This window comes from Pseudomonas sp. NPDC089758 (assembly GCF_044748705.1).
GTDB classification, from domain to species: domain Bacteria; phylum Pseudomonadota; class Gammaproteobacteria; order Pseudomonadales; family Pseudomonadaceae; genus Aquipseudomonas; species Aquipseudomonas putida_X.
On sequence record NZ_JBIVGN010000005.1, the window covers coordinates 330,984 to 356,232 of the forward strand.

Sequence of the window (25,249 nt, forward strand, 5' to 3'; positions counted from 1 at the left end):
ATTGGGCAGCCTCTCTGTAGATTTTCAAGAGTGAAGCATTGCGTCATTGCCGTTGAAGCGGGTGGGGTAGGAGGTATTGTTGCTCTTGTTGATTGCCCACTGATGAGCCGCCAGCCAACGCAATTGGGCTCGGCTGGTTCACGTTTCGCGTGGGCTAGGTCAAAGTTGGAAAGCTTCTTGCAGAGCCACGCCCAAGCGCCCCTGGGGCGTCAAAGTTTTGCTTGAAGAGGGCTCTCGGTGGATCGCAGTCAGTTAATCAACAACGCACGCCACAACCTGGCCGGCCTGGGCCGGGGCAACCTGGGTGTGCCGCTGTTGCTGCTGGTGATGTTGGCAATGATGATGTTGCCGATACCGCCGTTCCTGCTCGACGTGTTCTTCACCTTCAACATCGCCCTGTCGATCGTGGTCCTGCTGGTCTGCGTGTATGCCTTGCGGCCGCTCGACTTTGCCGCGTTCCCCACCATTTTGCTGGTGGCGACGCTGTTGCGGCTGGCCTTGAACGTCGCCTCCACGCGTGTGGTCATGCTCCACGGCCAGGAGGGCCATGGCGCTGCGGGCCAAGTGATCCAGGCTTTCGGTGACGTGGTGATCGGCGGCAACTACGTCGTCGGTGCAGTGGTGTTCGCCATCCTCATGATCATCAACTTCGTGGTGGTCACCAAAGGTGCCGGGCGCATCTCTGAAGTGAGCGCGCGTTTCACGCTGGACGCCATGCCCGGCAAGCAGATGGCAATCGACGCCGACCTCAATGCCGGCCTCATCGATCAGGCCCAGGCCAAGGCGCGACGCGCCGAAGTCGCCCAGGAGGCCGAGTTCTACGGTTCGATGGACGGTGCCAGCAAATTCGTGCGCGGTGACGCCATCGCCGGCCTGCTGATCCTGTTCATCAACCTCATCGGCGGCATGCTCATTGGCATGCTCCAGTACAACATGTCCTTCAGCGAGGCCGGCAAGGTCTATGCGCTGCTGACCATCGGTGACGGTTTGGTGGCGCAATTGCCATCATTGCTGCTGTCCACCGCTGCCGCGATCATGGTGACCCGTGCTTCCGGCTCCGAGGACATGGGCAAGCTGATCAACCGGCAAATGTTCGATTCGCCCAAAGCGCTGGCGGTATCGGCAGGCTTGATGATCGTCATGGGCCTGGTGCCAGGCATGCCGCACTTCGCTTTCCTCAGCCTTGGGCTGGTGGCCGGCGGTGGTGCCTACCTGGTCTGGAAGAAGCAGCAGAAGGCCAAGGTCGCCGCGCAGCAAGAGGCGCAGCGCCAGCAGGACCTGCTGCCGTCGCCGCAACGGGCCATGGAAACCAAAGAGCTTGGCTGGGATGACGTGACGCCGATCGACATGATCGGCCTGGAAGTCGGCTACCGCCTGATCCCGCTGGTCGATCGCAACCAGGGTGGGCAACTGCTGGCTCGGATCAAGGGGGTGCGCAAAAAGCTCTCCCAGGACCTGGGCTTCCTTATGCCCACCGTGCACATCCGCGACAACCTCGACCTGCAGCCCAGCGCCTATCGCCTGACGCTGATGGGCGTGATTCTGGCCGAGGCCGAGATCTACCCGGACCGCGAGCTTGCCATCAACCCTGGGCAGGTCTTCGGTACCCTCAACGGCATCGCCGCGCGTGACCCGGCCTTCGGCCTGGAAGCGGTATGGATCGATATCGGCCAGCGTGCCCAGGCGCAGTCGCTGGGCTACACCGTGGTCGACGCCAGTACCGTGGTTGCCACGCACCTCAACCAGATCCTGCAGAAGCATTGCCACGAACTGATCGGTCACGAGGAAGTGCAGCAATTGCTGCAGGTGCTGGGCAAGGCTTCGCCTAAACTTGCAGAGGAACTGGTGCCGGGTGTCATTTCCTTGTCGGGCCTGCTCAAGGTCCTGCAGGCATTGCTCGCCGAGCAGGTGCCGGTGCGTGACATCCGCAGCATTGCCGAGGCCATCGCCAATAATGCGGGTAAGAGTCAAGATACCGCCGCGCTGGTGGCGGCAGTGCGCGTCGGATTGTGTCGCGCCATCGTGCAAAGCATTGTCGGCGTTGAGTCCGAGCTGCCTGTGATCACGCTTGAGCCAAGGTTGGAACAGATTTTGCTCAATAGTCTGCAAAGGGCCGGGCAAGGTCAGGAAGACGGTGTTCTTCTGGAGCCGAGCATGGCCGAAAAGCTGCAGCGTTCGTTGATTGAAGCGGCCCAGCGTCAGGAGATGCAGGGCCAGCCGGCCATCCTTCTGGTTGCCGGCCCGATCCGTGCCATGCTGTCGCGCTTCGGCCGCCTGGCTGTACCGAATTTGCATGTTCTGGCGTATCAGGAAATACCGGATAACAAGCAAGTCACCATCGTTGCCACCGTGGGCCCCAACGGCTGAGGTAGTGGGTTATGCAAGTTAAGCGTTTTTTCGCCGCCGATATGCGCCAGGCCATGAAGCTGGTCCGTGATGAGCTGGGCTCCGACGCCGCCATCATCGGTAACCGGCGCATCGCTGGCGGTGTCGAACTGACGGCCGCGCTGGACTACAAACTGTCCGCGTTGGCCCCGCGCGTGCCCAATGCCGAGCTCGAGCAAGAGCTGCGCAAGACCCAGACGCGCATCGCCACGGCCCAGGCTGAGCTGGACAACCGCAGTGATGCCAGCGAAGGCAGCCGCCAATTGTTCGCCGGGCAGTCGCTGACCGCCTCGCAGCCATTGATCGAACCGCATGTGGACGTGCCGGCCCCTGCAGCACCTGCTGCGCCGGCAGCGGTCGACCCGCGCTTGTTCGATGCGATGCGCTCTGAGCTGTCGGGCCTGCGCGAGCTGCTGGAAGTGCAGCTCGGCTCGCTGGCCTGGAACCAGCTGCAAGGCAGCAAACCGGCGCAGGCCAACCTCTGGCGCCGGCTGCAGCGCATCGGCCTGTCCGGCCCGATCGCCCGCGAGCTGCTGGACCTGACCGCCGAAATCGAGGAACCACGCCAGGCCTGGCGCATGCTGCTGGCGCACCTGGCACGCATGATCGAAGTGCCGGAGATCGAGCCGATCGAAGAGGGTGGCGTGATCGCCATGGTCGGCCCCGCCGGCATGGGCAAGACCACCACGCTGGCCAAGCTGGCGGCGCGCTATGTCCTCAAGTACGGCCCGCAGAACGTGGCCCTGGTCAGCATGGACAGTTTTCGCATTGGTGCCCAGGAGCAGCTCAAGACCCTGGGGCGCATCCTCAACGTGCCGGTGACTTATGTAGACCCCGGCCAGTCGCTGGCCCAGGCGCTGGAGCCGCTGCTGCGCAAGCGCGTGGTGCTGATCGATACCGCCGGCCTGCAGGCCAGCGACCCGGCCCTGCGCATGCAGCTGGAAAGCCTGGCCAGCCGCGGCATCGCCGCGAAGAATTACCTGGTGCTGGCCACCACCAGCCAGAAGCAGGTGCTGACGGCCGCCTACCACAGCTACAAGCGCTGTGGCCTGGCCGGCTGTATCCTGACCAAACTCGATGAAACGGCGAGCCTCGGCGATGTGCTGAGCCTGGCCATCAGTCATGAACTGCCCGTTGCCTATCTTACCGATGGCCCGCGCATTCCTGACGACCTGCACTTGCCGCGGGCGCACCAACTGGTTAGCCGCGCGGTCAATGTGCAGTTGCAGGATGAGCCCAGCGAAGAGGCCATGGCCGACATGTTCGCTGATCTCTATCACAACCCAAGGAGAGCGGGTTGATGATCAAGCGTATGCAAAATACCTACACCAAGGGGACCGCTGTCATGCCCCACGTGTGGCTTGGGTCCAAGCGAGACAAGGTGAACAACGAACATGGGTAGCATGCATCCCGTACAGGTGATCGCCGTGACCGGTGGCAAAGGTGGCGTCGGCAAGACTAACGTTTCAGTGAACCTGTCCCTGGCACTGGCCGAACTCGGCCGCCGGGTCATGCTGCTTGACGCCGACCTGGGCCTTGCCAACGTCGACGTGTTGCTGGGCCTGACCCCCAAACACACCCTGGCCGATGTCATTGAAGGGCGCTGCGAGCTGCGCGACGTGCTGTTGCAGGGCCCGGGCGGTGTGCGCATCGTGCCGGCGGCCTCCGGCACCCAGAGCATGGTGCACCTGGCACCGGCCCAGCATGCCGGGCTGATCCAGGCCTTCAGCGAGATCGGCGACAACCTCGACGTGCTGGTGATAGACACCGCTGCGGGGATTGGTGACTCGGTAGTCAGTTTCGTCCGTGCAGCCCAGGAAGTGCTGCTGGTGGTGTGCGACGAGCCGACCTCGATCACCGACGCCTACGCGCTGATCAAGCTGCTCAATCGCGATTACGGGATGAACCGTTTCCGCGTGCTGGCCAACATGGCGCAAAGCCCGCAGGAAGGGCGCAACCTGTTCGCCAAGTTGACCAAGGTCACTGATCGCTTCCTCGACGTTGCCCTGCAATACGTCGGCGCCGTGCCGTATGACGAGTGTGTGCGCAAGGCGGTGCAGAAGCAGCGGGCAGTCTACGAAGCTTTCCCTCGTTCCAAGTGTGCGCTGGCCTTCAAGGCCATTGCCCAGAAGGTCGACAGCTGGCCGCTGCCGGCCAACCCGCGCGGGCACCTGGAGTTCTTCGTCGAACGCCTGGTGCAGCCAACCAGTGCAGGGCCGGTCCTATGAGTGCGAGCGGGTTCAAGATGTACAGCAAGGCGTCCAAAGACGCCCAGTACGATCTGGTTGAACGCTACGCGCCGCTGGTCAAGCGCATTGCCTACCACCTGCTGGCGCGCCTGCCTGCCAACGTGCAGGTGGAAGACCTGATCCAGGCCGGCATGATCGGCTTGCTTGAGGTCGCCAACAAATACGACGCCAGCAAGGGCGCCAGCTTTGAAACCTACGCCGGCATCCGCATCCGCGGCGCCATGCTCGACGAGGTACGCAAAGGTGATTGGGCACCGCGTTCGGTGCACCGCAACACGCGTATGGTCAGCGATGCGATGCGCGCTGTGGAAGCAAGAACCGGCCGCGACGCTAAAGATCATGAAGTTGCGGCCGAACTCAAGTTGAGTCTCGATGATTACTACGGGATTTTGAACGATACCCTGGGTAGCCGCCTGTTCAGCTTTGACGACCTGTTGCAGGACGGCGAGCACGAAGGGCTGCACGAGGAGGGCGCCAGTGGCCAGGTCGAGCCGTCGCGCGACCTGGAAGACGAGCGCTTCCAGGCCGCCCTGACCGATGCCATCGCCAACCTGCCGGAGCGCGAGCGGCTGGTACTGGCGCTGTACTATGACGAAGAGCTGAACCTCAAGGAAATCGGTGAGGTACTGGGGGTCAGCGAATCGCGTGTCAGCCAGCTGCACAGCCAGTGCGCCGCGCGTTTGCGCAGCCGTCTTGGGGAATGGCGGGCGCGTTGAGCCCGGGGTCGTTGCAGTCGTTTTCACGTTGTACCGAATTGATTGAATGCGCGCTCGGGGCCGAGCGCGTTTGAGACTGCTTGGAGGTCTAATTGAACAAAGACATGAAAATCCTCATCGTTGACGACTTTTCGACGATGCGGCGGATCATCAAGAACCTGTTGCGTGATCTGGGCTTCACCAATACCGACGAAGCTGACGACGGCACCACGGCGTTGCCGATGCTCGAAAGCGGCCATTACGACTTCCTGGTGACCGACTGGAACATGCCTGGCATGTCCGGTATCGACTTGCTGCGCAAGGTACGTGCCCACGAGCGCCTGAAGGGTATGCCGGTACTGATGGTGACGGCCGAAGCCAAGCGCGACCAGATCATCGAAGCGGCCCAGGCCGGTGTGAATGGGTATGTGGTCAAGCCGTTCACCGCCCAGGTGCTCAAAGAAAAGATCGAGAAGATCTTCGAACGCGTCAACGGCTGAACAAAGTCAGGGGGCGCCATGGAATCAACACAAACGTCTTTGGGGGAGTTTGAGTCAACCCTGAAGAAGCATGCTCAGGAACTGGTCGAAAGCCTGGAACGGGGCCGGTTCGGCGAGGCGGTGCAGCTGATTCATCAGCTCAACCAGACCCGCGACCGCGGCTTGTATCAGGAAGTCGGCAAGCTCACGCGCGAGCTGCACAGTGCGATCGTCAGCTTCCAGATCGACCCGCGCATGCCGCAGGCCGAGGAAGTCTCGCAGATCACCGATGCCACCGAACGCTTGTCCTATGTGGTCAAGCTGACTGAAGGCGCCGCCAACCGCACCATGGACCTGGTGGAGGAGAGCACGCCCGTGCTCAACGACCTGGCTGCTGAAGCGCAGAGCCTCAGTGTCGACTGGCAGCGTTTCATGCGCCGCGAAGTCGCTGCGCCGGAATTCCGCGAGTTGGTCAAGCGTGTCGACAGTTTCCTGACGCACAGCGCTGAAGGTAACCGCAAGGTATCCGGCCACCTCAATGACATTCTGCTGGCTCAGGACTATCAGGACCTGACCGGCCAGGTGATCAAGCGGGTGACTGCGCTTGTGACCGAAGTCGAAAGCAATCTGCTCAAGCTCGTGCTGATGGCCAGTCAGGTCGACCGTTTTGCCGGTATCGAACATGACCACCAACAGCTGCGCGCGGAAAAAGATGAAGAAAAATATCCGGCTCGGGGTGAAGGTCCGCAGATTCATGCCGATAAGCGTGAAGACGTCGTGTCCGGTCAGGACGATGTCGATGATCTGCTGTCCAGCCTGGGTTTTTGAGGAGCACGTTTAATGAGCTTCGGCGCCGATGAAGAAATCCTTCAGGATTTCCTGGTAGAAGCCGGCGAAATTCTTGAGCAACTGTCCGAGCAACTGGTCGAGCTGGAAAGCCGGCCCGATGATGCCGACCTGCTCAATGCGATCTTTCGCGGTTTCCACACTGTAAAAGGGGGCGCCGGCTTCCTCCAGCTCAATGAGCTGGTGGAGTGCTGCCATATCGCCGAGAACGTGTTCGACATCCTGCGCAAAGGTGAGCGCCGGGTCGACGCGGAACTGATGGACGTGGTGCTCGAAGCACTGGACACGGTCAACAGCATGTTTGGCCAGGTGCGCGAGCGCAGTGAAGTCACCCCGGCCACGCCCGAGTTGCTGGCGGCCCTGGCACGCCTGGCCGAGCCAGCTGGCCCTGAAGCGGCTGCGCCGGTGGTCGAGGCTGCGCCTGCGCCGGCCGAACCTGTCGCCGAGGCCGACATCACCGACACCGAATTCGAGCAGCTGCTCGACTCGCTCGATGCGGTCAAAGCCCAGGCAGCCGCTGCCGAACAGCAGCTGCAAGGCGAAACGCTGTCCGGATCGGGTGACGAGATCACCGACGACGAATTCGAATCGTTGCTCGACCAGTTGCACGGCAAGGGCCAGTTCTCGGCCGAAGGCGTTGCCACAGAGCCTGTGGCCGCTTCTGCCAGCGCGCCAGCCAGCGACGAGATCACTGACGAAGAATTCGAGTCGCTGCTCGATCAGCTGCACGGCAAGGGCACGTTCCAGGCGGATGCGCTGCCTGCTGCCGTGGCTCCGGTGGCCAGTGAAGCGCCAGCTGCCGGTAGCAGCGATGAAATCAGCGAGCACGAGTTCGAGGCACTGCTCGATCAGTTGCATGGCAAAGGCAAGTTCACCGGCGATGCGGTTACCGCTGAAGCGCCCGCCGCCGTTGCCGCCCCTGCGGCCGCCAAGGCGCAAAGCCAGCCGGTGGCCAAGCCGGCACCTGCACCTGCACCTGCACCTGCTGCGGCGGCCAAGCCCGCCGCGCCGGCCCGCGCGCCCGCACCTGCTGCCGAGAAGCACGCGGTGAGCGAAGCGGAAACCACCGTGCGCGTCGATACGGCGCGCCTGGACGAGATCATGAACATGGTCGGCGAACTGGTGCTGGTGCGTAACCGCCTGGTGCGCCTGGGCCTGAACAGCGGTGACGAGGCCATGTCCAAGGCCGTGTCGAACCTGGACGTGGTCACTGCCGACCTGCAGACCGCGGTGATGAAAACGCGTATGCAGCCGATCAAGAAAGTCTTCGGCCGCTTCCCGCGCCTGGTCCGCGACCTGGCCCGCCAGTTGAAGAAAGAGATCAACCTGGAACTGGTCGGGGAAGAGACCGACCTGGACAAGAACCTTGTCGAGGCATTGGCCGACCCCCTGGTGCACTTGGTGCGCAACGCGGTGGACCACGGTGTGGAGATGCCTGAGGAGCGTGAAGCCTCGGGCAAGGCGCGTACCGGCCACGTGGTATTGTCGGCCGAGCAGGAGGGTGACCACATCCTGCTGTCTATCTCCGATGACGGCAAAGGCATGGACCCTAACATTCTGCGCGCCAAGGCGGTGGAAAAGGGCCTGATGGACAAGGACGCCGCCGACCGTCTGAGCGAGTCGGACTGCTACAACCTGATCTTCGCCCCAGGCTTCTCGACCAAGACGGAAATCTCCGATGTGTCCGGCCGTGGTGTCGGTATGGACGTGGTCAAGACCAAGATTTCCCAGCTCAACGGCTCGATCAACATCTTCTCGGCCAAAGGCCAGGGTTCGAAGATCGTCATCAAGGTGCCGCTGACCCTGGCGATCATGCCGACCCTGATGGTGATGCTGGGCAACCAGGCGTTCGCCTTCCCGCTGGTCAACGTCAACGAAATTTTCCACCTGGACCTGTCGCGCACCAACGTGGTCGACGGCCAGGAGGTGGTGATCGTGCGCGACAAGGCGCTGCCGCTGTTCTACCTCAAACGCTGGCTGGTCCAGGGCCAGGTGCACGAGGAGCAGCGCGAGGGCCATGTGGTGATTCTCTCTGTGGGCACCCAGCGCATCGGCTTCGTGGTCGACCAACTGGTGGGCCAGGAAGAGGTGGTGATCAAGCCGCTGGGCAAGATGCTGCAGGGCACCCCGGGCATGTCCGGCGCCACCATCACCGGTGACGGTCGCATTGCGCTGATCCTCGACGTACCGAGCATGCTCAAGCGTTACGCGGCGCGGCGTATTTGATTTCGGTGGCGCGCCCTGCGGGGCTGCGCCATCTAATGGAGTGTTTATGGCAGTCAAGGTCCTGGTGGTGGATGATTCGGGTTTCTTCCGCCGCCGCGTCTCGGAAATCCTCTCGGCGGACCCGACGATCCAGGTCGTCGGTACCGCGACCAACGGTAGGGAAGCGATCGACCAGGCGCTGGCGCTCAAGCCCGATGTCATCACCATGGACTACGAAATGCCCATGATGGATGGCATCACCGCCGTGCGGCACATCATGCAGCGCTGCCCGACACCGGTGTTGATGTTCTCCTCGCTGACCCACGAAGGCGCCCGTGTGACCCTCGACGCGCTGGATGCCGGTGCGGTGGATTACCTGCCGAAGAACTTCGAGGACATCTCGCGCAACCCGGAGAAGGTCAAGCAGATGCTGTGCGAGAAGGTGCACACCCTTTCGCGCAGCAACCGTCGTTTCGGTGGTTACCCAAGCACCGCAGCGGCGCCTGCGCCGGCACCTGCCAGCGTGGCGCACGCCCCCGCCAGCAGCCTGGCCAGCACGGCGTCCACACGCAGCGTGGCGCCTGCCCGAGCGGCGGCTGCACCGGCGTCAAGCCATTCGCCCGCGCCCAAGCGCAAGCCCTACAAACTGGTGGCTATCGGCACATCGACCGGTGGCCCGGTCGCGCTGCAACGGGTACTGACGCAATTGCCTGCCGGGTTCCCGGCTCCGATCGTGCTCATCCAGCACATGCCGGCGGCGTTCACCAAGGCGTTTGCCGAGCGCCTGGACAAGCTGTGCAAGATCAGCGTCAAGGAAGCCGAGGACGGCGACGTGCTGCGCCCAGGCCTGGCCCTGCTTGCCCCCGGTGGCAAGCAGATGATGATCGATGGCCGGGGTACGGTGAAGATCCTGCCCGGTGACGAGCGCTTGAACTACAAACCCTGCGTGGACATCACCTTCGGTTCGGCAGCCAAGTCGTACGGTGACAAGGTGCTGTCGGTGGTGCTGACCGGCATGGGCGCCGATGGCCGTGAAGGCGCGCGCCTGCTCAAGCAGGGCGGCAGCACCGTGTGGGCCCAGGATGAAGCCAGTTGCGTGATCTATGGCATGCCCATGGCCATCGTCAAAGCCAACCTGGCCGATGCGGTGTACAGCCTGGATGAGATCGGCAAGCACCTGGTCGAGGCGTGTGTGTAATGGATGTCCTTAGCCTGATCGGACTGATCCTGGCCTTCGTCGCCATCGTCGGTGGCAACTTCCTCGAAGGTGGCCATGTCGGCGCGCTGCTCAATGGCCCGGCGGCCCTGATCGTACTGGGCGGTACCCTGGCGGCGGCGCTTTTGCAGTCACCGTTGTCATCGTTCAAGCGTGCCTTGCAGATCTTGCGCTGGATCATCTTCCCGCCGCGGGTCGATCTGGCTGGCGGTATCGACAAGGTGGTGAACTGGAGCCTGACCGCACGCAAGGAGGGCCTGCTTGGCCTGGAAGGTGTGGCCGATGGCGAGCCCGACCCGTATGCCCGCAAAGGCTTGCAGTTGCTGGTCGACGGCGCCGAGCCCGAGGCCATTCGCAGTATCCTCGAAGTCGATTTCCTGACCCAGGAAGGCCGCGACATCCAGGCTGCCAAGGTGTTTGAAAGCATGGGCGGCTACGCGCCGACCATCGGCATCATCGGTGCGGTGATGGGCCTGATCCACGTGATGGGCAACCTGGCCGACCCGTCTCAGCTGGGCAACGGCATCGCCGTGGCGTTCGTTGCCACCATTTATGGCGTGGCCAGTGCCAACCTGATTCTGTTGCCGGTCGCGAGCAAGCTCAAGGCCATCGTCATGCGCCAGTCGCGCTATCGCGAAATGCTGCTAGAAGGCCTGTTGTCGATTGCCGAGGGTGAGAACCCGCGTTCGATCGAACTGAAGCTGCAAGGCTTCATGGAGTAACCTATGCGTCGCCGTCGCCATACTGAAGAACATGAAAACCACGAGCGATGGCTGGTGTCGTACGCCGACTTCATTACCTTGCTGTTCGCCTTTTTCGTGGTCATGTACTCGATTTCCTCGATCAACGAGGGTAAGTACAAGGTCATTTCGCAAGCGCTGCTCGGGGTGTTCAACGACCCTGAGCGGAGCATGAAGCCAATCCCTATCGGCGATGAGCAACCGCTCAGCGTCAGGCCGGCCGAGCCGTTGATCAAGGACAGCGAGCAGACCGACGCAGGCCTTGCGCAGACCAGCGTCGACCCGCTCAAAGCCATCAGTGAAGACGTGCGCGATGCCTTCGGTGACCTGATCAGCTCCGACCAGATGACCATCCGCGCCAACGAGCTGTGGGTGGAGATCGAGCTGAATTCCTCGCTGCTGTTCGGCAGTGGCGATGCCATGCCCAGCGACCAGGCGTTCGACATCATCGAGAAGGTGGCGCACATCCTCAAACCGTTCGCCAACCCGGTGCACGTCGAGGGCTTTACCGACAACCTGCCGATCCGTACCGCGCAATACCCGACCAACTGGGAGCTGTCTTCGGCGCGGGCGGCGAGCATTGTCCGCCTGCTGGCGATGGAAGGCGTCAACCCGGCGCGCATGGCCTCGGTGGGCTATGGCGAATATCAGCCTGTGGCCAGCAATGACACTGCAGAGGGCCGGGCGCGAAACCGCCGGGTGGTGCTGGTGATCTCGCGCAACCTTGAAGTACGCCGCAGCCTGACGGGCTCCGGCAGTGCCAACACCACCCCGGACGCGGCCCTGCGCCGCGCTGGCACACAAAGTGCACCGGCAACCCCAGCAGCGACGGCGGGGCAGTGACTCGTCAATTCTCTGTCACCGCGCCCCCTGTGGCGGCTGCAAAGCCGGATCGCACAGGGTTCAGCGGCCTCCATGAATCAAGAGTTGTCCTATGAGAGTCTGGGCAGTAGCCAATCAGAAAGGCGGGGTCGGCAAGACCACCACCACTATCGCCCTGGCCGGTTTGCTGGCCGAGGCGGGCAAGCGCGTGGTCGTCGTCGACCTTGACCCGCATGGTTCGATGACCAGCTATTTCGGGCACAACCCCGATGCGCTGGAGCACAGCTGTTACGACCTGTTCCTGCACAAGGGCCAGGTGCCGGATGGCTTGCCCGGGCAGCTGCTGCTGCCGACCAGCGACCAGCGTATCTCGCTGCTGCCTTCGAGTACCGCATTGGCGGTGCTGGAGCGGCAGTCTCCGGGGCAGAGTGGGCTGGGCCTGGTGATCGCCAAGAGTCTGGCGCAACTGTGGCAGGATTTCGACTTCGCCCTGATCGACAGCCCCCCGCTGCTCGGGGTGCTGATGGTCAACGCACTGGCCGCCAGCCAGCAGCTGGTGATCCCGGTGCAGACCGAGTTTCTCGCGGTCAAGGGCCTGGAGCGCATGATCGGTACGCTGGCCATGATCAACCGTTCGCGCAAGCAGGCCTTGCCTTACCAGATCGTGCCGACCCTGTTCGATCGCCGGACCCAGGCTTCGCTGGGTACGCTGAAAGTATTGCGTGATACCTATGAACATCAGGTGTGGCAGGGCTACATTCCGGTCGATACGCGCCTGCGCGATGCCAGCCGCAACGGCGTCACGCCGTCACAGTTCGATGGCAAGAGCCGCGGCGTGATCGCTTACCGGGCGCTGCTCAAGCACCTGCTCACCTACAGGGCTGCAGTACAGGTGGCGTCATGACGGTGAAGACCGGTACGCGGCCGCAACTGGCCTTGCAATCTTACCTGGACGGTCTGCTGCAGGAAGCCACCGAGGCTGAAGCCATTCTCGAGCTGCCGGCTGCGAGTGACGAATTTGCCGCCGCCGTGCGCGAAGAACAGGCCCGGGACGCGCAGCCACAGGTCCAGAAGCCTGCAGTGAGCATTCCGGCAAGGCCTTTCGCCGAACCGCAGGCCGGGGTACTTGCGACTGTCTTGCCGGTCGAAGCGCCGGTGGTGGCGGTGGTCGAGGCCAAGGTAGTGGCCGAAGCCGCCATTCCAGTACTGACCCAGGTTCAGGCGCCCGAGCCCGTCGCGCCGTTGGTTGAAGTCAACCTGCCCGCGCCGAGCGCGCCTGTGCCACCGGCCACGGTCGATGGTCGCCCGGCCTGGGCAGCCGAGCCCTTCGAGTGCCTGCTGTTCGACGTCGCCGGGCTGACGCTGGCAGTGCCGCTGGTGTGCCTGGGCTCGATCTACAGCCTGGAGGGCCAGGAACTGACGCCGCTGTTCGGCCAGCCGGACTGGTTCCTTGGCATTCTCACCTGCCAGGCGGGCAACCTGAAGGTGCTGGACACGGCGCGCTGGGTCATGCCAGATCGTTACCGGGACGATTTCCGTCAGGGCTTGCACTATGTCATTTCCGTTCAGGGCTACGAATGGGGGCTGGCGGTGCATCAGGTCAGCCGTTCCCTGCGCCTGGACCCGTCGGAGATCAAATGGCGCAGCCAGCGTGGTCAGCGACCGTGGTTGGCGGGCACGGTGATCGAACACATGTGTGCGCTGCTGGACGTGGCCGAACTGGCCGAGCTGATCGCCAGTGGCGCGGTCAAGCAGCTGCATACCAAACACAAATAACTGCGAACACACCGCCATTGGCGGATTTTGAGGGCTAGGGGAATGAAAAAGTCGTCTGCACAAGGTTCGGAAGATCCGATTCTGCAATGGGTAACCTTCCGTCTGGACAACGAGTCCTACGGCATCAATGTCATGCAGGTGCAGGAAGTCCTGCGCTACACCGAGATCGCCCCGGTTCCCGGCGCGCCGAGCTACGTGCTGGGGATCATCAACCTGCGCGGCAATGTCGTGACGGTGATCGACACCCGCCAGCGCTTTGGCCTGATGCCTACCGAGGTGACCGACAACACCCGCGTCGTCATCATCGAAGCTGACAAGCAAGTGGTCGGCATCCTGGTCGATAGCGTGGCCGAGGTGGTCTACCTGCGTCAGTCGGAGATCGAGACCGCGCCGAACGTGGGGAACGAAGAGTCGGCCAAGTTCATCCAGGGCGTGTGCAACAAGAATGGCGAACTGCTGATCCTGGTCGAGCTGGACAAGATGATGACCGAGGAAGAGTGGTCCGAGCTGGAGAACATCTGAGTTGATTTTCGAGGTTGCTGTCATCTTCCTGGCGCTGTTGTGGGCGCTGAGCCTGTGGTTTTTCCTCAACTACAGCAAGCGCCAGCGCGAGCTCGCCGCCCAGCAGGCCCAGGGCGATGCCGTGCGTGACCAGCGCATCAAGGACCTGGCCAAGCGCCTGGATGATTACCAGAACGGTACCGTGCGCATGGGTGAAGCCATCCATGAGCTGCGCGCGGTAGTGGCGACCTTGCCAGACCGGCTGGAGCGTCTGGAGCAACGTGACCCGAGCGATGTAACCTTCAGCCAGGCGGCGAAACTGGTAGGGATGGGGGCGAGTGTGTCGGAGCTGACCGAAAGCTGCGGTTTGACCCAGGCCGAGGCCGAGCTGATGAGCAAGTTGCATCGTGGCGAGTAGCGTGAAAAGGCGACCTGAGGTGAGTGCCGGTCGGTTGGCGTAATCAGGGCTGCTGCGCAGCCCATCGCCGGCAAGCCGGCTCCCACAGGTACGGCGCAGGCCTGAAGGACTGCGGCATTCCACCCTTTGGGAGATACGGCGCAGGCCTCAAGGACTGTCACAGTCCAACCCTGTGGTAGATGCAGCACGGACCTCAAGGATTGTCACAGTTCAACTCTGTGGGATATGCGGCGCAGACCTCAAGGACTGTCACCACCCGGTGGGAGCCGGCTTGCCGGCGATGGGCCGCACAGCGGCCCCAAATCGCTTGCCTGGCTGGCATCGGACCTGAGGCAGCAGGTGCTTGCTGAGCCTGCCGCTCAGGGCCTGGCCCAAGAATTGTATCCACCGATCCTGGCGATGCGGTTGAGTGGAAGCAGCTGCCGCTGCGCTGCCTCAAACTCCACGAGGCTGACGAACTGCCAGGAGTTGGTGCGGGGGAACGCATACAGGTTGATGATCTGACGCATCACGCCCAGCTCAGGCAACAGCCGGTCGACCACGTCGGTGAGCAACCTCGGCCCGGTGAGGCGGCTCAGCGTCTGAGCATAACCATAGAAAGCTTGCGGGTCGGTGTGCAGGGAGGGCCTGCTGTTATAGAAGCCCGGCGCTTGCTCGAAGCGCGCCTGCATTTCCTCCAGGATTGCCCTGAGCGTCGGGTTATCTGCATGGCTGCCTACCAGGCTGCCGTTGTACAGGCAGTTCATGCCCAATCTTTCATTGGATACCGCCGGGTGCAGCAGCAGCCCATTTTCAGTGGTGGCGAGTACAACGTCATCCAAGTGCTCTCCCGGCGTGCCCCGGGGTACGCCGTCGATTGACACCGGGTATTCGCCAGGCGCCAGCAGGGTGTCGTCGACGTCCATGTACAGGCCACCTTCCTGATCCAGCAGGGCATAGCGCAAGACGTCCGACGCCGACGAAAAATTGCTCGCCACCCCACCATTGCCTTGAATCGCCGCCTGGTATTGGGCGAAGTTGGCACTCTCGCTGAAGCGTTTATAGAACGGCTGGTCCTCAAGCGGCATTACCTCCAACCCGGGCGCATGCGCCGTCAACAGCCGCAGGTTGGCCTGGAAGGCAGCCGGCTCGGCCCTGGAAAGATACAGGCGATGAACATACTGGGTGTTCTGCAGCGTGCGGGCGTTGCGGGCGATAGTGTCGATCAGGCTTTGCTCGATCACCTTGTCGCCCACCCAAAGGTTCATCACCTGTTTAGGGATGGGCCGCAGTGCTTCGGTGCGCAAGGCCGGCAGGGCGACGGGCAGGTGCAGATCGACGCCCAATGCACGCAGGGTCGCCATGCGCATCTGATCGGTAACCTGCCGCGTTCGGGCATCCACCTCGACCAGATTGAGCGAGCCTGGCGCTGCGATGTAGTAGGTGGGCTCAACCTCATTGAGGCCGCTCTCCAGGCCAAAGGCATCGGCCTGCATGTCGTAGAACATATGCTCATGATAACCGCCGATCATCGCCGTAAGCAGGTCGGCCGAACCGTCGTAGCGCGGGATCCTCACCACTGCACCGGCTACAGCGTCGTCGCCACCGGGCAGCGGTGCAATGGGGTCTGTGGTCTGGAGAAAATCCGCCACATCGGCCAGCGCCAGATGCGGTGGGTCGAGGGGGCTCAAGGGGTAGCCGATCTGTTCGTTGACCCTGCTGGGCACCACAAAGCCGTCACGCTTCAAGCGCAGCAGCACCGGTGCCCTGGACAGCCCGACAGTCACCAGCGGTGCTGCATTGAGCACCCCGAACACCGACATGCTGACGCCTTCGGCGCTTTGCTGGGCGGTCTTGGCGTGGATGGCCTGGTCCAACCCCAGGCCAAACTGTGCGATGCCGCCGAGGGCGAACAGCGGGGCGAGCTCGGGCACCACCAGGGCCAAGGGGGCCAGCAGGTTGATTGCCGAATTCAAGTAGCCGCGCCATTTGGCCTTGGTCACTTCGCTGTCGCTGGTGATGATGAAGTGTGCGTCTTGGTAACTGCGCTGCTTCTGGCGCCTGGCAAGGGAAAGGAACAGGTCGCCTTCGATCAGGGGACTATATTCCTTGGCCTTGTAGTTGATGTAGTCCTGGGGGGGCCAGATGCCTTGCACCGTGAAACCGGGGCGGTTGCTGTCGAGGTGATAGGGGGCTGGGTAGCTGCCCAGGCCGCATAGGGCGGTGTGAAGGCCGCTGTAACTCAAACCGTCTTCGCGATCGGCCAGGGCGAAGTGGTCCTGCAAGGCATCGCGCGTGCGAGGGTCGCGGCACTGGTGGGCAAACCAGTCCAGCATGGCTTGTTTGTCGCTGAATTCGTGCAGGGGCGAGGCATTACCCGGAATGTAGAGCAAGACCAGGCCGCTGACGGCGTCGTACAGGCACAGCAGGTCAGTGGCGCGGTAGCCATAGACGTTCAGCCACCGGGCGCGCAGCCTCGGTTTGCTGCTGGTTTTGCCGTCACTGGGCGCCGTCGGCGATGAAGCCTGCACGCCGCACGCCTGCCAGGCCAGCTGTCTGGCGGCATCACTCAGGCTGCCCTCGGTGACTTGCTTGTTGCATGCGGCGATGAAGTTGATCTTGGCGCTGACACGGTAGCGGTCCAGGTTGGCATCCCAGTAGCGGTCGAGCATCGACTTGTACTGCACCTGCAGGTCCAGGCCCCAGACGAACGACTGGAATTGCTCGGCCGCCAGCGCTACATGCGTATCGGCGTTGTATAGCGGCTGGTCGCTGTGCCTGAACAGCCCGTTGTAGATGCTGTAGGGGGCATGGTAGTCGAACAGGCCGCGCTCGCGCAGCGTCTGGACGATGGTCAGTGGCCCTTCGGGCAGTTCGCCAGCCCATGGGGCATGGAGCGCCGCCCCCAGCCAGTTGTTAGCCGACTCGCCCTGCCAGTTCGAGAGAACGGCCTGGGTCAGGGTCATCTTTTGCGCGACGATCGCAATCCAGCCGAGCTTGGGGTTGAACTGGTAGTGGAGGGTCACTGCGTCGACGCGGTCCGGGTCCAGGTCCATGGCGCGCTGGTGGGCCCACTGGCGTATGGCGTCGGCTGCCGCGCGGTCCGGGCGCGGAAAGCCGGCAAGGCTGTCGCGCACGAATTGCGTGCCCTTGGCATTGATAAACTGGGTTGTCATGGCGGTCACCTTTGAGTCTGTAAGGGCTGGCCAAGGTGACCTGCGTGCAGCTAGGGATGGCGCTATTTATGTAGGTGCATCGCAGGGTTCGCCTAACCTGGGCAAACCGGGCCGACTCGGGCGAACCGCCAGTGGATCGCTCAGGTGTAGGCCCAGCTATGCTCGCGGCCAATGCGCGCAACCCTGTCGAGCGGAACGTGCTGCTGCAGCACTGCGTGGAACCGGCGCAGGTTGAGCGTTGCATGGATGTCGTAGACCGGGGACATCAGCAGATGGCAGATTTCCCGCAGCTGTTTGAGTAGCGGCAGCTGTTGGTCGACTACGTCATTGAGCGCTGCTGGGCCGGTCAACTGACTCAGGCGCCGGGCATAGGCCTGGAACAACAGCGGCGCCAGGCGGGGGTGTGGGCGGCTGTTGTAGAAGTCGGGCTCCAGGCCGTAGCGGCGCAGGATTTCTTCAGAAATTGCGTCCAGCGTCGGGTTGCCCGGGTGGCTGCCAATCATGCTGCTGTTGAATTTGACGTACATGCCCAACTGGTCGTTCGACACCGGTGGCGAGAGCAGCAGGCCATCCTCCGTGGTCTGGAGTGTCAGATTGGCCAGGGGAGGGCTGAACTGGCCGCTGCTGGCGTCGAGCAACCGATCGTCGGCGTCCAGGTAAAGCCCGCCATAGTGCTTGAGCAACCGGTACCGCAGGATGTCGCAAGCGGAGGCAAGGTTGCGGCCGGGTCCGCCATTGCCAGCGATGGCGGCCAGGTATTGCGGGTAATAGGCTGAATGGGCGAATTCCCGGAAGAAGCCTTGGGTTTCCAGGGGTAGCAGCTGTGCGCCTACCGCGCGCGCGCGCAGCAGCAGCATGTTGCGCTGAAACACCTGGTGGTCGTTTTGCGAAAGCAGTATCTGGTAGCGGTAACCACTGATGCGGGCCACGCGCGTGTTGTGCACCAGGGCTTCGAGGAATTCGCCTTGCAACACACTGTCGCCCAACCAGACACTGCTGATCAGCCGGGGGATCGGCGTGCGTTGCAGTTGCTCATAAGGCGCGTAGTCGATGGGCACCTCCAGGTCGATACCCAATGCCCGAAGGGTGGTGGTGCGCTGGGCGTCGGTGGCGACATGCCGCTGGGTGGACAGGGTCAGGGCTGTGTCCTGGCCGTCGGCGAGCCGCCAGCGCAGCGGAGCGATCATGTGCGTGTCTCGGGCGCGGACGAAGCTGTCGCTGGCAAACTCATACTCGACCCATTCACCGACCACGCCTTTGGGCGTCTGCAGCCATGCCATGAAGCGGTGCTCAAGGTTTTCGTCGACGCGCGTCACCACGGCCGCCAGGCTGCTGGAGGACATGATCGCCGGGGCCCGGAATGCCAGCTCCACCGAATCGCTCGCCTGGGCAACAGGCGCCGCGCCGACCGGGGCGCCCAGCAAATCCGCAACGCGGGCGGAGCCGAAGAACCCTGGACGGGAGTATCGAAACACCGCTGCCTCCCTGGCTAAGCCCTGCCCGGCCACGGGCAGGGCGTTGAACAAGCCGAACGTCTGGTCGGCGACACCCGCGTTCTTGCGCTCCAGGCTCTTGCCATTGATGGCCTGGTCGAGGCCCAGGCTGAACTGGCCCAGGCCACCGATCACCAGCAGCGGCGCAAGCTCGGGCAGGACGATGACCAGGGGCGCCAGCAGGGCGGTGACCAGCGTGAGGTAATTGCCCCATCGGGACTTGTCGACCTCATGGTTGCTGGTGATCTGGCTGTCGGCATCGGCATAGGTGCGCTGCTTGCGCTGCAAGGTCAGGTGCTCGAAGAGGTCGCTGGTGATCGGAGGGGAATAGGTATCTGGGCGGAAATCGATGATCTGTTGCGGGTCCCAGTAGCCGCTGGTGGCAAAGCCAGGGTGATGGGCGCTGAAACGATGTGCGACCGGGTACAGGCCCAGCCCCGTTAACGCCGTGCGCAGGCCGCTGAAATCCAGGCCGTCGGGCCAGTCGGCGCGGGCGAAGTGGCCCAGCATCGCCCTGCGTTTGTCTGGGGCCTGGCACTGGCGGGCAAACCAGTGCTTCATGGCTTGGGCGTCGGGGAACGCATGAAAGGGCGATGAGTTGCCGGGGATGTACAGGACGGTCTCACGGCTGGTGCCCTGCTGGATGTACAGGATGTCGGTCGAGGTGTAACCGTAGACGTTGAGCAACGACACACTGAGGTCGCCGTAAGGCAGCAAGCCGCAGGCTCGCCAGACCAGACGGCGCTGGGCATCGGACAGGCTTCCCTGCGCCACCTGGCGGTTGCAGGCGGCGATGAAGGCGATGTGAATGGCCCGCCGGTACTGGGCTTGCTGCTGCTCCCAGTAGGTGTCGAGTTGCTGCTTGAACAGGGTGTGGAAATTCAGCTTCCAGGCCGCGGTCTGAAAGTCCTCGGCGCGTATCGGCAAGCGCGTGTCCGGTGCGTACCGGGCAGGCTCGGTGCGCGTGTACAAGCCGTTGAACACTTGGTAAGGCGAGGCGTTGGAGAGCGGGTCGATTGGCTCGAGCCTATCCACGATGGTCAACGGGTCCTGTGGCGGGAGGCCTGCCCAGTCGCCATAGTGAAAACCTCCGTAGCCTGCCGCGGATTCGCCCTGCCAGTTGGCGAGCAATGCTTCGACCAGGTTCATTTTCTGGGTGATGACCGCTTTGGTATAGGTACTGGCGCGGCCTTCACCCGCCGGTTCGGTCCGGTAATGGAACGTGACCACGTCGATCAGCAATGGCGATTGCGCCACGCCCTGGGGGGTGAGCCAGTCGGTAAGTACCTGCTGGGCCAGCAGGTCGGGGCGCGGTACACCTTTCAACGCCTGGCGGATCAGGGCCGGGCTGGGGGAGGGAGCGGGCTGCATGGGGTTACCCTTGTGTCGAGGAAGGGGCACAGGGTGGTGGAGCGGGGCGGCAAACGGCGTCAGGTAACGCTACCACCCGTGGGCAGGCCCAGCGGCGTTGGCGTGACGTCACGGGGCGCTGCCGGGTCGTCGGCGAAGCCTGCCGGCACACGGCCGCGCAGTTGCCAGGCGAAGGCAATGATTTCGGCGATGGTCAGGTACAGCGCTTCAGGAATCTGTTCGCCCAGCTCAAGGCGAGCCAGCAGGCGCACAAGCTCGGCATTTTCGTAGATCGGTACCTCGTGCTCGCGGGCCAAAGCCAGGATGGCCTCGGCCAGCGCATCGTCACCCTTGGCGCTGAGGGTCGGGGCCTGCTGCCCGTCGTAGGTCAGGGCAATGGCCTGGCGTGTTGGTTTCTGTGTCATGCGTTTTCGTCTACCCAGCGTTGCTCCACCCGTGTGCGCGGGCCTTGAGGGGGGATGCCCGGGTGGCATTCCAGGTCACCGACGTCCAGGCCGCGTTCCAGCAGGCGATTGCGCAAGGCACCGAGCTGGCTGTCGATGAGCCTGGCTGTTGGTTCGCGCTCTGCCCACAGGTGCCCGCTCAGGCGGCCTTGGCTCAATTGTGCCTGTACTTGCAACGGGCCAAGGGGCGAGAGGTCGAACGCGAGCTCCAGGCGCCACAGGGCTTGCAGCGGGTCTTGCGATTCCTGCTGTTGTTCGGCCTGCTGTTGCGGGGTTTCCTCACGCTGGATCTTGACCTGCAGCGGGATGAACTCCTGGCCGTGGCGGATCGGTACTTCTGTTTGCCAGGTGGTCTGCAGGTTGCCGTTTTCCAGCGTGCCGGTTTGTTGCAGGCTGCTCATGGCATGGTTTTGCAAGCGTGAAACGGCAGCTGCAGCCAGGCGCAGCAGTTGTTGCAGGTCTCCTTCGTCTTCCAGGGCCTTGAGCAAGCGCGATGGCAGCGGAAATGCCCCAGGCTGCGGCTTGGGGCTGACCCGTTCAAGCATGCCCAGGGCACTGCGCGCCAGCGCCGGCATGGTCACGGCCAGGCTGGAGGGTGCCAGGTTGGGGTTGCCCGCCGGCAGGACCGGGGCTTGGGCAACCAGGCGCAGCAGGTGTGCCTTGAGGTCTGTGGCGATGCTGGCGGGGAAGCCGCCGAGCAATTTCGCTTCAAGAAAGGCGCCACTGTTGTTCAGCGCTTGGGCCACGCCTTTGGCGTCGCTCAGTTGCCGGGCGTCCGGCAGGCCCGCCAACAGGCGTTCGGCACTGGCGCGCAGGCCGCCATCGGCGCTCGGGTCGCGGGTCAGCTGTTGCAGGGCGTTGAGCAGGCCGGGCAGCGAGGCCTGGCGGTTTTGCTGGGTCAGCAGCTGCTGGGCAATGCTCAGTTGGTCCTGCCTGCCACTGAGCGGCACGAAACGCAGCGACTGGTCACCCTGCACCAGTGCGCTGAGCAGGCTGCCAATGGCCAGTGGGCGCGGGCTGTCGACGCTCAAGGTGGCGCCGGCCTGTGCACTGTTGAGCAGGCTGACCAGCGCCCGGTAGATCGGCGCTTGGCCAGGCGCCTGGGCCAGTGCCTGGTTGGTCAGGACTTTGCCCTGCAGCAGGGTCCCGACGGGTACTTTGCTGGGGTCCAGGCGAGTAAGGGTGGCGATCTGGCTGGCGTTGGCCTGCTGCAGCATGATTGCCAGGCGGTTGCTTTCGGGCTGGGTGACGGTGACCTGGCTGCCGGGGGGCAGGGGCTGGTTGGCATTGGCTTGCAATTGCGTCTGCACGCCGTTGGCCTGTATCAGGCGCAGCACCAACTGGAACTCCTGGCCTGCCTGGCGCATCGACACGACTTCGGCCTGCGCGGTCTCGCCGGGGGCCAGCAGGCCGGGCTGTGCCTGGATCAGACGCAGCAGTTCGCCGGTCATGCCTGCCTTCATGGCTTGGCTGTTGATCGCGGTTTGTGCGCCGAGACTATTGATTTCAGTCATGATTGTATACAACCTGTCGAGCCCGGCCTCTTGGCAGCGCGGCAGCGCGTGTAATAATGCCGCGCGCCGGTGGTTGCCAGTATAACGGCAGCGCGCGGGGCGACTTGAGACACAAGGGCTCTGGAGCGGTGTTGGCTGCCACGCGGGTTCACCCGTGTAGCAGCCAACACCGGCCCGAAGCCCTACAATGATAAGGCGAAACCGTGACCCTTCACCTTCAAGCCGCAGGCTTGGCCTGCGAGCGCGACTGGCGCCTGCTGTTCGAGCAGCTCGATTTCGAGCTGGGCGCTGGCGACATGCTGCAAATCAGCGGCCCCAATGGCAGCGGCAAGACCAGCTTGCTGCGCCTGCTGGCCGGCTTGATGCAGCCTACCGCCGGGCAGATTCTGCTGGGCGGCAAGCCACTGGCCGAACAGCGCCACGCTTTGGCCAGCATCCTGCTGTGGATCGGCCACGCTGCGGGCATCAAGGACCTGCTCAGCGCCGAGGAAAATCTCACCTGGCTGTGCGCGTTGCACCAGCCGGCCAGCCGCGAGGCGATCTGGGCGGCGCTGGAGGCGGTAGGGCTGCGCGGTTTCGAAGACGTACCCTGCCATACCCTGTCCGCTGGCCAGCAGCGCCGCGTGGCCCTGGCCCGGCTGCACCTGGCTTGCCCGCCGCTGTGGATTCTCGACGAACCGTTCACCGCTCTGGACAAGCAAGGCGTGGCTCAGTTGGAAGCGCACCTGGCGGCCCACTGCGAGCAGGGCGGCACGGTGGTGCTGACCACCCACCACACGCTGGAGCGCAAGCCCTACGGTTACCGTGAACTGAACCTGGGGCAATGGGCGGCATGAGCGTATTCATTTCGCTGTTGCGTCGCGAAGCGCGCCTGCTGTTCCGTCGCCCTGCCGAGCTGGCCAACCCCCTGGTGTTCTTTGCCATCGTCGTTGCGCTGTTTCCCTTGGCGGTTGGCCCGGAAAGCCAATTGTTGCAAACCTTGTCGCCTGGGCTGGTCTGGGTAGCGGCACTGTTGGCAGTGCTGCTGTCGCTGGACGGCTTGTTCCGCAGCGACTTCGAGGATGGCTCGCTGGAACAGTGGGTACTGTCGCCGCACCCGCTGGCGTTGCTGGTGCTGGCCAAGGTGCTGGCGCACTGGACCTTTTCCGGGCTGGCACTGGTATTGTTGGCGCCGCTGCTGGCGCTGATGCTGGGGCTGCCGAGCCATTGCCTGCCGGTGCTGCTCGGCTCCCTGCTGCTGGGCACGCCGGTATTGAGCCTGCTGGGTGCGGTGGGCGCGGCACTGACGGTCGGTCTGAAGCGCGGTGGTTTGTTACTGGCGTTGCTGATACTGCCGTTGTATATCCCTGTATTGATCCTGGGCAGTGGTGCGTTGCAAGCGGCGTTGCAGAATATGCCGGCCACCGGCCACCTGCTCTGGCTCGCCAGCCTGACGGCCCTGGCTGTAACCCTGGCACCCTTTGCGATAGCGGCCGGCCTGAAGATCAGTGTCGGTGAATAACGAGTCCCGGGCTCTCAAGCCCGGCAAATACCCTGGATGTACCCTGATGAAAATAAGCTGGACGTGGTTCCACAAGCTGGGCTCCCCGAAATGGTTCTATGCCATCAGCGGCCGCATGCTGCCATGGCTGGCCGGCGCTGCCGTGCTTCTGCTGCTGGTCGGTATCACCTGGGGCCTGGCGTTCGCCCCGCAGGACTACCAGCAAGGCAACAGCTTCCGCATCATCTACATTCATGTGCCGGCGGCGATGCTGGCGCAGTCCTGCTACGTGCTGCTGGCGGTCGCCGGGGTAGTGGGGTTGGTGTGGAAGATGAAACTGGCCGACGTGGCCCTGCAATGTGCCGCGCCCATCGGCGCCTGGATGACCGCCGTGGCGCTGGTGACCGGCGCCATCTGGGGCAAGCCGACCTGGGGCAGCTGGTGGGTGTGGGACGCCCGCCTCACGTCCATGCTCATTCTGCTTTTCCTGTACTTCGGCATCATTGCGCTGGGCCAGGCGATCAGTAATCGTGACAGCTCGGCCAAGGCGTGCGCCGTGCTGGCAATCGTCGGCGTGGTCAACATCCCGATCATCAAGTACTCGGTGGAGTGGTGGAACACCCTGCACCAGGGCGCCACCTTCACCCTCACCGAAAAGCCGGCGATGCCCGCAGAAATGTGGCTGCCGTTGCTGTGCACGGTGTTGGGTTTCTACTGCTTCTTCGGTGCCGTGCTGTTGCTGCGCATGCGCCTTGAAGTGCTCAAGCGCGAGGCGCGCGCCAGTTGGGTCAAGGACGAAGTGTTGAACAGCCTGGGGCGGAGGGCCGCACAATGAGCTTTGCCACCTTCGGTGATTTTCTCGCCATGGGCCACCATGGCCTGTACGTGTGGTCGGCCTATGGCATCTGCCTGGCGGTGCTGGCGCTGAATGTCGCCGCGCCGCTGCTGGCCCGTCGTCGCTATCTGCAAGAAGAGGCGCGCCGTTTGCGCCGGGAGAACAACCAGTGAATCCGCAGCGCAAGAAACGCCTGTTGCTCATCGTCGGCCTGCTGGTCGGTGTCGGGGTTGCCGTCGGCTTTGCCTTGAGCGCACTGCAGCAGAACATCAACCTGTTCTACACGCCCACCCAGATCGCCAATGGCGAAGCGCCGCTGGACACCCGCATCCGTGCTGGCGGCATGGTCGAGAAAGGCTCGGTGCAGCGCTCGTCCGACTCGCTGGACGTGCGCTTTGTGGTCACCGACTTCAACAAGTCGGTGCCGATCACCTACCGCGGCATCCTGCCCGACCTGTTCCGCGAAGGGCAGGGCATCGTCGCCCTGGGCAAGGTCAACGCCGAAGGCGTGGTGGTGGCCGATGAAGTACTGGCCAAGCACGACGAGAAGTATATGCCGCCCGAGGTCACCAAGGCCCTGAAGGAAAGCGGCCAGGCCGCCACCGGTACGGAGGCCAGACCATGAA

General features: G+C 63.4%; 23 protein-coding genes. 19 read left to right on the forward strand and 4 right to left on the reverse strand.

All coding sequences use genetic code 11. The annotated features are described in order from the left end of the window. Nucleotides 1-237 precede the first annotated feature (237 nt). The 14 genes from flhA to ACIPZH_RS09970 all read left to right on the forward strand — a co-directional run bounded on the left by flhA (nt 238) and on the right by ACIPZH_RS09970 (nt 14,332). Complete coding sequence (gene flhA / locus ACIPZH_RS09905; protein ID WP_267817687.1) at nt 238-2,367, forward strand: flagellar biosynthesis protein FlhA; 2,130 nt, start codon at nt 238-240, stop codon at nt 2,365-2,367. An 11-nt stretch (nt 2,368-2,378) separates the two neighbouring features. Further along, complete coding sequence (gene flhF / locus ACIPZH_RS09910) at nt 2,379-3,686, forward strand: flagellar biosynthesis protein FlhF (protein ID WP_267817685.1); 1,308 nt, start codon at nt 2,379-2,381, stop codon at nt 3,684-3,686. A 93-nt stretch (nt 3,687-3,779) separates the two neighbouring features. Next, the gene (gene fleN / locus ACIPZH_RS09915) at nt 3,780-4,613 is read left to right on the forward strand and encodes a flagellar synthesis regulator FleN (RefSeq protein ID WP_011534890.1); all 834 of its coding nucleotides are present in this window, start codon (nt 3,780-3,782) and stop codon (nt 4,611-4,613) included. Next, the gene (fliA, locus tag ACIPZH_RS09920) at nt 4,610-5,350 is read left to right on the forward strand and encodes an RNA polymerase sigma factor FliA (RefSeq protein WP_012315498.1); all 741 of its coding nucleotides are present in this window, start codon (nt 4,610-4,612) and stop codon (nt 5,348-5,350) included. The genes fleN and fliA overlap by 4 nt, the downstream gene beginning before the upstream one ends. 104 nt (nt 5,351-5,454) lie before the next feature. Then, the gene (locus tag ACIPZH_RS09925) at nt 5,455-5,829 is read left to right on the forward strand and encodes a chemotaxis response regulator CheY (RefSeq protein WP_133328372.1); all 375 of its coding nucleotides are present in this window, start codon (nt 5,455-5,457) and stop codon (nt 5,827-5,829) included. An 18-nt stretch (nt 5,830-5,847) separates the two neighbouring features. Beyond that, nucleotides 5,848-6,636: a protein phosphatase CheZ gene (locus tag ACIPZH_RS09930; protein ID WP_267817681.1), complete on the forward strand. Its 789-nt coding sequence runs from the start codon at nt 5,848-5,850 to the stop codon at nt 6,634-6,636. A gap of 12 nt (nt 6,637-6,648) precedes the next feature. Continuing rightward, entirely contained in the window at nt 6,649-8,880 is a 2,232-nt protein-coding gene (locus ACIPZH_RS09935) for a chemotaxis protein CheA (RefSeq protein WP_400636062.1), read from the forward strand. A gap of 46 nt (nt 8,881-8,926) precedes the next feature. Next, on the forward strand, nt 8,927-10,057 hold the full coding sequence (locus ACIPZH_RS09940) for a chemotaxis response regulator protein-glutamate methylesterase (protein WP_267817677.1): 1,131 nt from the start codon (nt 8,927-8,929) through the stop codon (nt 10,055-10,057). After that, nucleotides 10,057-10,797 carry a flagellar motor protein gene (locus tag ACIPZH_RS09945; protein ID WP_241804562.1) on the forward strand — a complete coding sequence of 247 codons (741 nt, stop codon included), beginning with the start codon at nt 10,057-10,059 and terminating at the stop codon, nt 10,795-10,797. The genes ACIPZH_RS09940 and ACIPZH_RS09945 overlap by 1 nt, the downstream gene beginning before the upstream one ends. 3 nt (nt 10,798-10,800) lie before the next feature. After that, entirely contained in the window at nt 10,801-11,658 is an 858-nt protein-coding gene (gene motD, locus ACIPZH_RS09950; protein WP_241804561.1) for a flagellar motor protein MotD, read from the forward strand. Nucleotides 11,659-11,749: 91 nt separating this feature from the next. Further along, complete coding sequence (locus tag ACIPZH_RS09955; RefSeq protein WP_400636063.1) at nt 11,750-12,541, forward strand: ParA family protein; 792 nt, start codon at nt 11,750-11,752, stop codon at nt 12,539-12,541. Continuing rightward, on the forward strand, nt 12,538-13,413 hold the full coding sequence (locus tag ACIPZH_RS09960; protein WP_400636064.1) for a CheW domain-containing protein: 876 nt from the start codon (nt 12,538-12,540) through the stop codon (nt 13,411-13,413). The genes ACIPZH_RS09955 and ACIPZH_RS09960 overlap by 4 nt, the downstream gene beginning before the upstream one ends. Nucleotides 13,414-13,455: 42 nt before the next feature. After that, complete coding sequence (locus ACIPZH_RS09965) at nt 13,456-13,935, forward strand: chemotaxis protein CheW (RefSeq protein ID WP_241804558.1); 480 nt, start codon at nt 13,456-13,458, stop codon at nt 13,933-13,935. A gap of 1 nt (nt 13,936) precedes the next feature. After that, the gene (locus tag ACIPZH_RS09970; protein WP_241804557.1) at nt 13,937-14,332 is read left to right on the forward strand and encodes a DUF2802 domain-containing protein; all 396 of its coding nucleotides are present in this window, start codon (nt 13,937-13,939) and stop codon (nt 14,330-14,332) included. A 359-nt stretch (nt 14,333-14,691) separates the two neighbouring features. On the opposite strand, the gene ACIPZH_RS09975 is transcribed toward ACIPZH_RS09970, so the two are convergent. From ACIPZH_RS09975 to ACIPZH_RS09990, 4 genes are all read right to left on the reverse strand, one after another. After that, a complete protein-coding gene (locus ACIPZH_RS09975; protein ID WP_400636065.1) occupies nt 14,692-17,487 on the reverse strand; it encodes a dermonecrotic toxin domain-containing protein in 2,796 nt (931 codons plus the stop codon). A gap of 140 nt (nt 17,488-17,627) precedes the next feature. Next, nucleotides 17,628-20,351, reverse strand: a complete 2,724-nt coding sequence (locus tag ACIPZH_RS09980; protein WP_400636066.1) for a dermonecrotic toxin domain-containing protein — start codon at nt 20,349-20,351, stop codon at nt 17,628-17,630. Nucleotides 20,352-20,410: 59 nt separating this feature from the next. After that, a complete protein-coding gene (locus ACIPZH_RS09985) occupies nt 20,411-20,755 on the reverse strand; it encodes an EscU/YscU/HrcU family type III secretion system export apparatus switch protein (RefSeq protein WP_241804554.1) in 345 nt (114 codons plus the stop codon). Further along, a complete protein-coding gene (locus tag ACIPZH_RS09990; protein WP_400636067.1) occupies nt 20,752-22,308 on the reverse strand; it encodes a flagellar hook-length control protein FliK in 1,557 nt (518 codons plus the stop codon). Before ACIPZH_RS09990 ends, ACIPZH_RS09985 begins: the two co-directional genes overlap by 4 nt. 203 nt (nt 22,309-22,511) lie before the next feature. Here ACIPZH_RS09990 and ccmA point away from each other — a divergent pair, with 203 nt between their 5' ends. From ccmA to ccmE, 5 genes are read left to right on the forward strand one after another with little or no spacing between them, the layout of a single operon-like run. Continuing rightward, nucleotides 22,512-23,144 carry a cytochrome c biogenesis heme-transporting ATPase CcmA gene (gene ccmA, locus ACIPZH_RS09995; protein WP_241804552.1) on the forward strand — a complete coding sequence of 211 codons (633 nt, stop codon included), beginning with the start codon at nt 22,512-22,514 and terminating at the stop codon, nt 23,142-23,144. Then, a complete protein-coding gene (ccmB, locus tag ACIPZH_RS10000) occupies nt 23,141-23,809 on the forward strand; it encodes a heme exporter protein CcmB (RefSeq protein WP_241804551.1) in 669 nt (222 codons plus the stop codon). The genes ccmA and ccmB overlap by 4 nt, the downstream gene beginning before the upstream one ends. Before the next feature lie 46 nt (nt 23,810-23,855). Next, a complete protein-coding gene (locus ACIPZH_RS10005) occupies nt 23,856-24,623 on the forward strand; it encodes a heme ABC transporter permease (protein WP_241804550.1) in 768 nt (255 codons plus the stop codon). Further along, complete coding sequence (gene ccmD / locus ACIPZH_RS10010) at nt 24,620-24,796, forward strand: heme exporter protein CcmD (RefSeq protein WP_012273475.1); 177 nt, start codon at nt 24,620-24,622, stop codon at nt 24,794-24,796. The genes ACIPZH_RS10005 and ccmD overlap by 4 nt, the downstream gene beginning before the upstream one ends. Further along, nucleotides 24,793-25,248, forward strand: a complete 456-nt coding sequence (gene ccmE / locus ACIPZH_RS10015; protein ID WP_241804549.1) for a cytochrome c maturation protein CcmE — start codon at nt 24,793-24,795, stop codon at nt 25,246-25,248. Before ccmD ends, ccmE begins: the two co-directional genes overlap by 4 nt. Nucleotide 25,249: the final 1 nt, after the last annotated feature.

Excerpts from the sequence above, each read along its gene's own strand:
- flhF (WP_267817685.1), top strand. The coding sequence starts at position 2,379 with ATGCAAGTTAAGCGTTTTTTCGCCGCCGATATGCGCCAGGCCATGAAG.
- fleN (WP_011534890.1), top strand. The coding sequence starts at position 3,780 with ATGGGTAGCATGCATCCCGTACAGGTGATCGCCGTGACCGGTGGCAAA.
- fliA (WP_012315498.1), top strand. The coding sequence starts at position 4,610 with ATGAGTGCGAGCGGGTTCAAGATGTACAGCAAGGCGTCCAAAGACGCC.
- ACIPZH_RS09925 (WP_133328372.1), top strand. The coding sequence starts at position 5,455 with ATGAAAATCCTCATCGTTGACGACTTTTCGACGATGCGGCGGATCATC.
- ACIPZH_RS09930 (WP_267817681.1), top strand. The coding sequence starts at position 5,848 with ATGGAATCAACACAAACGTCTTTGGGGGAGTTTGAGTCAACCCTGAAG.
- ACIPZH_RS09935 (WP_400636062.1), top strand. The coding sequence starts at position 6,649 with ATGAGCTTCGGCGCCGATGAAGAAATCCTTCAGGATTTCCTGGTAGAA.
- ACIPZH_RS09940 (WP_267817677.1), top strand. The coding sequence starts at position 8,927 with ATGGCAGTCAAGGTCCTGGTGGTGGATGATTCGGGTTTCTTCCGCCGC.
- ACIPZH_RS09945 (WP_241804562.1), top strand. The coding sequence starts at position 10,057 with ATGGATGTCCTTAGCCTGATCGGACTGATCCTGGCCTTCGTCGCCATC.
- motD (WP_241804561.1), top strand. The coding sequence starts at position 10,801 with ATGCGTCGCCGTCGCCATACTGAAGAACATGAAAACCACGAGCGATGG.
- ACIPZH_RS09955 (WP_400636063.1), top strand. The coding sequence starts at position 11,750 with ATGAGAGTCTGGGCAGTAGCCAATCAGAAAGGCGGGGTCGGCAAGACC.
- ACIPZH_RS09960 (WP_400636064.1), top strand. The coding sequence starts at position 12,538 with ATGACGGTGAAGACCGGTACGCGGCCGCAACTGGCCTTGCAATCTTAC.
- ACIPZH_RS09965 (WP_241804558.1), top strand. The coding sequence starts at position 13,456 with ATGAAAAAGTCGTCTGCACAAGGTTCGGAAGATCCGATTCTGCAATGG.
- ACIPZH_RS09975 (WP_400636065.1), bottom strand. The coding sequence starts at position 17,487 with ATGACAACCCAGTTTATCAATGCCAAGGGCACGCAATTCGTGCGCGAC.
- ACIPZH_RS09980 (WP_400636066.1), bottom strand. The coding sequence starts at position 20,351 with ATGCAGCCCGCTCCCTCCCCCAGCCCGGCCCTGATCCGCCAGGCGTTG.
- ACIPZH_RS09985 (WP_241804554.1), bottom strand. The coding sequence starts at position 20,755 with ATGACACAGAAACCAACACGCCAGGCCATTGCCCTGACCTACGACGGG.
- ACIPZH_RS09990 (WP_400636067.1), bottom strand. The coding sequence starts at position 22,308 with ATGACTGAAATCAATAGTCTCGGCGCACAAACCGCGATCAACAGCCAA.
- ccmB (WP_241804551.1), top strand. The coding sequence starts at position 23,141 with ATGAGCGTATTCATTTCGCTGTTGCGTCGCGAAGCGCGCCTGCTGTTC.
- ACIPZH_RS10005 (WP_241804550.1), top strand. The coding sequence starts at position 23,856 with ATGAAAATAAGCTGGACGTGGTTCCACAAGCTGGGCTCCCCGAAATGG.
- ccmD (WP_012273475.1), top strand. The coding sequence starts at position 24,620 with ATGAGCTTTGCCACCTTCGGTGATTTTCTCGCCATGGGCCACCATGGC.